Raw genomic sequence first — 8,236 nt, 5'->3', positions numbered from 1 at the left:
GACCCTGTAAATAATTCTGTGTAACTGTCGGGGTTACATGTATTGAGTGAGTCGGTCTTCGAACATAATCATAAAGCGGTTTAGAGCTTGTCGCCAGTTTCTGATCGGCATCGTCCATTTCTTGGAAGCATCTCGGATAGCCAGGTAGATCACCTTTCTAGCTGATTCATCCGTTGGGAAGAGCTTGCGCTTCTTAATCGCTTTTCTAATAACGCTGTTGAGGGATTCAATGGCGTTAGTCGTGTAAATGGCTCGGCGAATATCCTCTGGGTAGTTAAACAGGGTGTTGAGGTTGTCCCAATGCGCCGTCCAAGAGCGACTGATTTGAGGATACTTACTATCCCATCGGTCAGAGAACTGCGCTAGAGCCAGCAGAGCCTCATCTTCTGTGGCTGATTGGTAGATTTTCTTCAGGTCAGTCGCCACCGCTTTATAGTCTTTCCAAGGGACGTACTTGACCGAGTTTCGCACCATGTGGACGATACAGAGCTGTATTTGCGTCTCTGGGAACGCAGTGTTGATGGCGTCAGGAAAGCCTTTTAGCCCGTCAACGCAAGCGATAAGGATGTCTTTTACCCCACGGTTTTGAAGCTCAGTCAGCACGTTAAGCCAGAATTTGGCACCTTCCGTTTCAGAGAGCCACATGCCGAGCAGCTCTTTTTGGCCTTCCATGTTGACGCCTAACGCAAGATAGACCGCTTTGTTGATGACTTGCTTGTCTTGACGCACCTTAACCACGATGCAATCGAGATAGACGATAGGGTAAATTTCGTCGAGAGGTCGCGACTGCCATTCAATCACTTGCTCAAGCACCGAGTCCGTTACTTTTGATATCAGCGTTGGCGAGACATCGGTATCATACATTTCCTTGAACGTTGCGACGATTTCACGTGTGGTCATGCCTTTCGCGTACAAGCTCAATATCTTGTCGTCCATGGATTGGAATCGAGTTTGGTGCTTGCGGACGAGTTGAGGTTCAAAGCTGGCTTCACGGTCGCGGGGAACGTCGATATCGATTTCTCCATCATCGGTGATGATTGACTTGCCCGAGTAGCCATTGCGGGAGTTGGAGCTGGTTCTAGATTGGTGTTTTTGATATCCAAGGTGCTCATCGAGTTCAGCGTTTAACGCCGTTTCAACGGTCACCTTGGTTAACATTTTGCGGAAGTCATCAAGATCAGATTCTGTCTTAATTGACTTTGCTGCTTCACGAGCAAAAGCTTCGAGTGCTTTCTTATCCATATTGTCCATCCTTAGCCTTTAAGGCTTAAGTTTAGACAGTTACACAGAATTCAGGACACTCTCCATAAAAAATCTCATTGATATGCGCTTTGAGCAACTGAAATAGCACAAGTTGTGGTTGCAATGCGACACTCTCGTTAACAAAAAATCAAACCTTTTTTTAAATAACAAAAAAGTCAACACTGAAAATCAGAATACTAACTGCTTTCAGCCTCAATTCACAACCTTCAATAAGGCCCTATTTATAGGGCTTTTCTTTATTTTCGTCCATCTGGTGCCCATAGTTATACGTTAAAAAACCGAATTCAAGTCCAAAAGCGAAACTTCACCATTTAAGTAACCACGCATATTTCTCTGAACATGAAGGCTCATTGCCAAAAACTCGAGACACTTCTTCGGCCTGCAATTAAGCATCTAATGTTTTGCCAATCGCTTCGAGATTCTTAAAATAACGATCATTGTCGGCTGTAAACCGTGCCTTCATGCCTTTTGTAAGGCATCAGTATATTCAAGGTTGTCTCTCTGCGACGCCTTTATCTAATTTACAGTACCCTCATAATAGCTACAACTTTAATCCTTTTACCTTTGCGATACTCTTTATGTCCTTGCCTAAAGTGTCGGCAGAGCTTATCTTTATTAGCCTTCTCTTCAGCTATATATCAATAAATCAGCACATGCCTCCTGGGTATTCCTACACCCGTTAAAACTCCTAAAATTTAGTCTGGACTCCAGTTACGCCCAACCAACAATCTGATGAGCTGAACCCGTTCAAGTAGAATGATGTATTTCGCAGACAGCTTCCACCTACCTAAGTGAAATTTATTAAATTGACTATGATTTTCGTCCAAACAGTTAAAGTGTTAAAATGATCACAACAATGTTGATGGGGCTTAAGGTGGTCGTAAAAATACTTCTAGTCCCCCCACTATCTGATTTTTTCTTTTGGTACCCCACCTGATACCCCATCAGATTTACCATAAAAACAAAAGGTATATTTTTCATATGGTTGCAAGTAAAATCCAATGGTTTCCGGGTCACATGCATAAAGCCCGTAAAGAAATCGAAGAAGTTATCCCACAAGTTGATGTGATCATCGAAGTACTGGACGCTCGTATCCCGTTCAGTAGTGAAAACCCAATGATCTCTTCACTGCGCGGCGATAAGCCTTGTGTAAAAGTGCTGAACAAGCGTGACCTTGCAGATCCTGAACTGACTCAACGTTGGATTGAGCACTTCGAGAAGGAGCAAGGCGTTAAAGCGATTGCGATTACGACTAGCGTAAAAGAAGAAGTTAACCACGTTATGGAGCTGGTACGTAAACTGGCACCGCACCGTGAACAGATGGGCAAAAACATTCGTACAATGATCATGGGCATCCCGAACGTGGGTAAATCGACCATCATCAACTGCTTGGCTGGACGTACGATTGCGGTTACTGGTAACCAACCTGCGGTAACTCGTCGCCAACAACGTATCAATCTGCAAAATGGCGTGATCCTTTCAGATACTCCAGGAATCCTTTGGCCTAAAGTAGAAAACCCACACAGTGGCTTCCGCTTGGCTGCAACAGGTGCTGTAAAAGATACAGCAATGGAATACGATGAAGTGGCATTTTACACAGTAGAGTACCTAGCAAAACAGTACCCTAACCTTTTGCAAGAGCGCTACCAAATTGAAGAGCTGCCTGAGTCTGACATCGAACTGATGGAAGCGATTGGCCGTAAGCGTGGTGCACTTCGTGCCGGTGGTCATATCGACATTCACAAATGTTCAGAAATCCTGCTTCACGAATTGCGTAATGGCACTTTAGGTAAGGTAACGCTTGAGTTGCCAGAAATGATCACACAAGAGCTGATCGAAGTTGAAGAAGCGGCTGCGCTGAAAGCGGAACAACAGATTAAGAAAAAAGAAGAGCGTCGTAAGCGTTACCTGAAGAACAAGCGTTAATCGCGATTAGTTTTTATAATCTGCTTTAATTTCTGTTTACCACTCTTACACCAGCCTCTAGATATTCACGCTCTATCGATAATAGAGCGTGAATATTGCCCGCTACCGTTTGTTGATCTAGCTAACATACTGACAAATCTATAGAAATGGTCGTTTACAATCCCAAAGACTGTGACATACTACGCAAATTATTGTGTATCAATCTCGGCTAATTTCTCAATGCGCTCTTATTCTGGGTTCAAGAATCAAAGATTTAAAACCTATTTCGATAATGAAATTTATTTGCCGTACATAAATTTCATCTACATCCCTATCTCAATATTCTGTGCTTTTATCGTCACCGACTACATCCACTTTGGTAGCGAGTGCATTACGCCTATCATTTTCCGAGTCATACTTTTTTTATTGATGATGGCCGCCGCCAGATACTGTATTACAAACAAACCCAACGTTTTGGAACTCGTAGAAAGTGCCTTCCTTGTAATTAGCTCACTTTTCTTGGTCTATGTCGGTCGACTAGCCATCGAGCTGAACAACTTCGATTACCAAGGTGGCATCATTTTAGTGATGATCTACATTGGTACGTTTTCAAGATTGTCAGCCAGATACAGTATATCTACGCTGTCGTTTATCTTTTTGGCTTATCTCATCGGCCTTGCGCCACTGCTTTATGAAGCGGAGCCAGAGCATGAAATAGAAACAATTTCCGTTTATATCTCGGCTTACATCCTAATCTCAGCGGCCTGTGTTAGACGTGACCTGGAAGTACACAAACGTTTCGCTCAATCCGAGCAACTCCGCAAACAAGCGATTCAGCTTCGCAAGCAATCTAATATGTTCGAGGCCCTTTCCTATCAAGACGCACTAACGGGCTGCTACAACCGCCTTTATCTTCATCAGGTGATAGAACCGAGCATAGACCGTCAGCGATCCATTACATCGCTCATGATAGATATTGATCATTTCAAATCGATTAACGACACCTACGGCCATCAAATGGGTGACATGGTGATTAAAGAACTGGCCGATGAGATTCAAAAACGACTACCGACTAGCAGTAACTGCTTTCGATACGGCGGTGAAGAGTTTTTGGTGCTGGTCCAAGGAGAAACCGAGGCTTCAATTGAATCGCTGGTTAATGCCCTTTTAGAATCCCCTACTCGCCTTAGATTAGAAGTAACAATTTCAATCGGTGTGAAACATGCCCCTCAAGCCCTTGGTTCTGTCGAGCAGCTTATCGACGACGCTGACCAAGCACTCTACATTTCGAAAAAAGGCGGTAGGAATAAGATCACATGGTGTGATTAATCGCCCAATATTTCACGCATCTTTGCGAATCATTAAAACGACCACTAATTCAATCAAAAAAGCCCCGAGCAACTTAATACTCGGGGCTTTTGTCTTTGTTCTTCTGCTTTAAAATAGCTTCGTTAAGAACCTGCTACTCAGCAAAAAAACAGTATTCAACAAGAATCGACTAAGAATACACAACGCTCGCTGTTTTCTGTTCAAGTTCAACGGGAGAGCTCCAAGAAATCACTTTTTCATTCACTTGGCTGCCACATGGTGCGTTCCAAACTTGCTCTAGTTCTTCTTTGCCACCAATCGCCTGATAAAAAGCAATCGCTTGGTGGTTCTCAGACATCACCTCTAGGTAAAGCCCTGAGTCCGAATAGTATTGCTGCAACCACTTCGACAATTCAGACAACAGACGCTTGCCTACACCTCGTCCACGATAATTATTATCTACATGTAACGCATCGATGAACGTACCACGCTCAAAGTTGTGATTACCGAACGCGCAGACAAAACCAACCAGTAAACCGCCTTCCTCAAGCAATAAAACATGTTGGTTGAAAGGAGGATTAATCAAACGAGTCTGCCAAATAACAGATCTGTCCTCCAAAACATCATGTTCTAGGTAATCATCAGCAAGAATGCCACGGTAATATAGCTTCCAGCTATCCGCGTGTAATTGGGCAATCCGCTCATAATCTTTATATTCAGCTACCTTAATTTCCATTTATTAGCCCTTAGTACTTCCATTTATGACTTGCTACTACATTTCACACTACCTTTATACAATATTTAAGCAAAACATACTAATACACGTTTACACTTTCAATATTGACTTACACGTGTACGCTGATATTCTAGCGCACAGATGTAAGCCCAATGGAAATTTGCTAATGAATAGTGCCGACAAACAATCTACAAAAAAGCCGCCATTAATCTGGCTCAATATTTTTGTGTTCTCTTTTAGTATGCTGCTTGCTGTTGTAGCGGCTCCCGTTTATGGCTACTTTTTTGGCTATGGCATGGAGCACTGGATATGGCTAGCAATCTGCTTTACGTTCTGTAACCTTTCAATCACGACAGGTTATCACCGCTTATGGTCACATAAAGCGTTTGAAGCGCATTCAAGCCTAAGATTCCTGTTTGCATTAGGTGGTGCATTTGCCCTGCAGAACAGCGCGCTACACTGGTCTTCTGATCACCGTGTTCACCACAAGCATGTCGATAACAACGACAAAGACCCATACTCTGCAAAACGTGGATTTTGGTACTCACACATTGGCTGGATGGTTCGTAATTACAGCACCTCAATGTACGAAAACTACGAAAACTGCCGTGACCTTAAAAAAGATAAGATTGTTATGTGGCAGCACAAGCACTATGTTCTGTTAGCATTACTAATGAATTTCGGTGTTCCTATCGCTTTAGGTGTGATTTACGGTGACGTGATTGGCATGTTGTTAATCGTAGGTGCAGTTCGTTTGGTACTTAACCACCACACAACATTCTTTATTAACTCTCTTGCTCACATCTGGGGTAGCCAACCTTTTACTGACAAAAACACAGCGCGTGATAACGGTGTGTTAGCAGTACTCACTTTCGGCGAAGGCTACCACAACTTCCACCACATCTTTGAGAACGACTACCGTAACGGCATCTACTGGTGGCAATACGATCCAACAAAATGGTTGATTAAGAGTGCTTCGTTGATGGGACTGGCAAGTAAGCTTAAGAAAACCCCTCAAGCTCGTATTGAGAAAGCTGAAGCGTCAATGTTACTTAAACGCACCCAGCAAAAAATCATGCATCGTGCCGACAAGCAACAAATCGCAGAGAAGCTTCAACAAGAGTTTGATGCTCTAGTATCAAACATGAACGAATATTACGAAGTTAAAAAACAGCTACTTGAAAGCAAGCGCGAAGACGTTGTGAAGAAGTACGAACACTCTGTTCTTAAGGTTCGTTATCAGCAAATCAAAATGAATTTCGAACAACAGAAGAAAAATTGGGCAATGACAGTGGAACAATATGCTTAAAGCAAAAAAATACGCTTAACACACCAATAACAACACAGTTTGATTCTTATTCTGAAGCCCTTATATTGCTATGAGGGCTTTTTTAATTCACAGTTCTAATTAAATTTATGAATTTTAAGTCTTTATTCTAATTACAGACACTAGTTCCAAATGTCACATTTTCAATGCAACAAGATATCACTTCAGAGCCTTGCCTGTGACAAGAATCACTTACAGAATGATATCCATCTCATAACATGCGCGTCCCAAATTTCTTTCAGCAATTAGCGGACCCACTTTATGAAATTGTTAAAAACATCTATCGCTTTCGCCATCTCTTCTGCACTTTTGATTGGTTGCAGCAGTGACACAGATTACGTTCAACCTGAAGAAGTAAAGATCGCGACTTATAACTTGTCTTTTGATCGTGCCACCTTCGAAGACCTTGTAACAGAAATGCAGATTGAACCAAGCGCTCAAACAAAGCTAGTAACCGACTATTTGGATAACACGATTGATGACGCTGACAAAGTAACAGCTGCCAAGGTTATCCAGATCCGCAACGTCGCTGCCGTGATTCAAAAGAATCGACCTGATGTGCTGATGATGGCTGAATTTAACAATAATGGTACTGGTACCGACAAATCAGCGCTCGAAGGCTTCCAGAAGAACTACCTTTCTGTTGCTCAAAGTATCGAAGGTGCAGGTGGCGACGCGAACCTAGAACCAATTTCATATCCATATTTTGAAAGCTACTCGACCAATACAGGTTTGTTGAACGAATTTGGTTTTGATTTAGACAATGACGGTAATTTTGGAACACTTCCCGGTGATGCGTGGGGCTTCGGTTTCTACCATGGTCAGTATGCGTTTGCTCTAATGTCTAAATATGAGATAGACACGGCCAACACTCGCACATTCCAAGAATTTAAATGGAAAGATCTTGAAGGTGCAACCATCCCAACAATCACAGTTTGTGATGATCCTAGTAAGTTCCCTGTCGGCATGAACTGTGGCGACGAGTGGTACACAGCAGCTGAATGGGAAGAAGTTCGTCTATCGTCAAAAAACCACGTTGACGCGCCGATCCTAATTCCAACTAAAAACGGGACAGAAACCGTTCACTTGTTGATGTCACACCCTACTCCTCCAGCTTTTGATGTGGGTAAGAACATTGAGCAAAACGCAGCGGAAGTCGACTTCTGGCACCAATACATCCAAAACAAGTCGTTCATCTATGATGACACTGGAAAAACAGGTGGCCTAGAGCAAGGCAAGCACTTTGTTATGATGGGTGACCAAAACCTAGATCCTGTTGATGGCGACGGCATTAGCTCTGTAATGCAAGATTTGCATAACGACTCGTTAGTTAACCAAGACGTCACCAATGGCAGCTTGTATCCAACAAGTTATGGCGCAGCTGAACATGCGGTAGATAAATCATCGTCTCACCCACAACCGAACCGTATCACTTCAACATTTGGACTTGCTGTAGATTACGCACTGCCTTCAGCAACACTTAACATCGTTGATTCTGGTGTTTACTGGGCCGCTTCTTATGAAGAAGGACGCAAGCTATTCAATGACTCACGAATTGGTGATTATGGTAACGGTAAAGATGTTTCATCTGACCACCGCATGATCTGGGTAAAGGCTGATTTCAGTAACTAATTCATTCACTTTTTAAAATGCCCGGCTTAGTGTCGGGCTTTCTTATGAGCGTAATTCATTAAAAA

Annotated in this window: 6 protein-coding genes; 4 read left to right on the top strand and 2 right to left on the bottom strand. The window is 42.9% G+C overall.

Going from position 1 to position 8,236, the window contains the following annotated elements; genetic code table 11:
• Nucleotides 1-33: 33 nt before the first annotated feature.
• Nucleotides 34-1,242: an IS256 family transposase gene (locus tag AB4323_RS08910; RefSeq protein ID WP_372152216.1), complete on the bottom strand. Its 1,209-nt coding sequence runs from the start codon at nt 1,240-1,242 to the stop codon at nt 34-36.
• A 1,002-nt stretch (nt 1,243-2,244) separates the two neighbouring features.
• On the opposite strand from AB4323_RS08910, the gene ylqF reads away from it, so the two are divergent.
• Both ylqF and AB4323_RS08900 read left to right on the top strand, forming a co-directional pair.
• Nucleotides 2,245-3,189 carry a ribosome biogenesis GTPase YlqF gene (gene ylqF / locus AB4323_RS08905; RefSeq protein ID WP_086714176.1) on the top strand — a complete coding sequence of 315 codons (945 nt, stop codon included), beginning with the start codon at nt 2,245-2,247 and terminating at the stop codon, nt 3,187-3,189.
• Between the two features lie 282 nt (nt 3,190-3,471).
• Nucleotides 3,472-4,497: a GGDEF domain-containing protein gene (locus AB4323_RS08900; protein WP_017070587.1), complete on the top strand. Its 1,026-nt coding sequence runs from the start codon at nt 3,472-3,474 to the stop codon at nt 4,495-4,497.
• Nucleotides 4,498-4,666: 169 nt separating this feature from the next.
• Here the strand turns inward: AB4323_RS08900 and AB4323_RS08895 are convergent, their stop codons facing one another.
• On the bottom strand, nt 4,667-5,212 hold the full coding sequence (locus AB4323_RS08895; protein WP_017062600.1) for an N-acetyltransferase: 546 nt from the start codon (nt 5,210-5,212) through the stop codon (nt 4,667-4,669).
• Between the two features lie 166 nt (nt 5,213-5,378).
• Between AB4323_RS08895 and AB4323_RS08890 the strand changes: the two genes are divergently transcribed.
• Nucleotides 5,379-6,521, top strand: coding sequence for a fatty acid desaturase (locus AB4323_RS08890; protein ID WP_137002044.1), 1,143 nt, complete (start codon nt 5,379-5,381; stop codon nt 6,519-6,521).
• A 279-nt stretch (nt 6,522-6,800) separates the two neighbouring features.
• Nucleotides 6,801-8,171, top strand: a complete 1,371-nt coding sequence (locus AB4323_RS08885) for an endonuclease/exonuclease/phosphatase family protein (RefSeq protein WP_065584769.1) — start codon at nt 6,801-6,803, stop codon at nt 8,169-8,171.
• Nucleotides 8,172-8,236: the final 65 nt, after the last annotated feature.

The organism is Vibrio sp. 10N.261.52.C11 (assembly GCF_041471405.1).
GTDB classification, from domain to species: domain Bacteria; phylum Pseudomonadota; class Gammaproteobacteria; order Enterobacterales; family Vibrionaceae; genus Vibrio; species Vibrio crassostreae_C.
The sequence above is the reverse complement of the archived record's forward strand: the minus strand, read 5'-3'. Positions and strand labels throughout refer to the sequence as shown.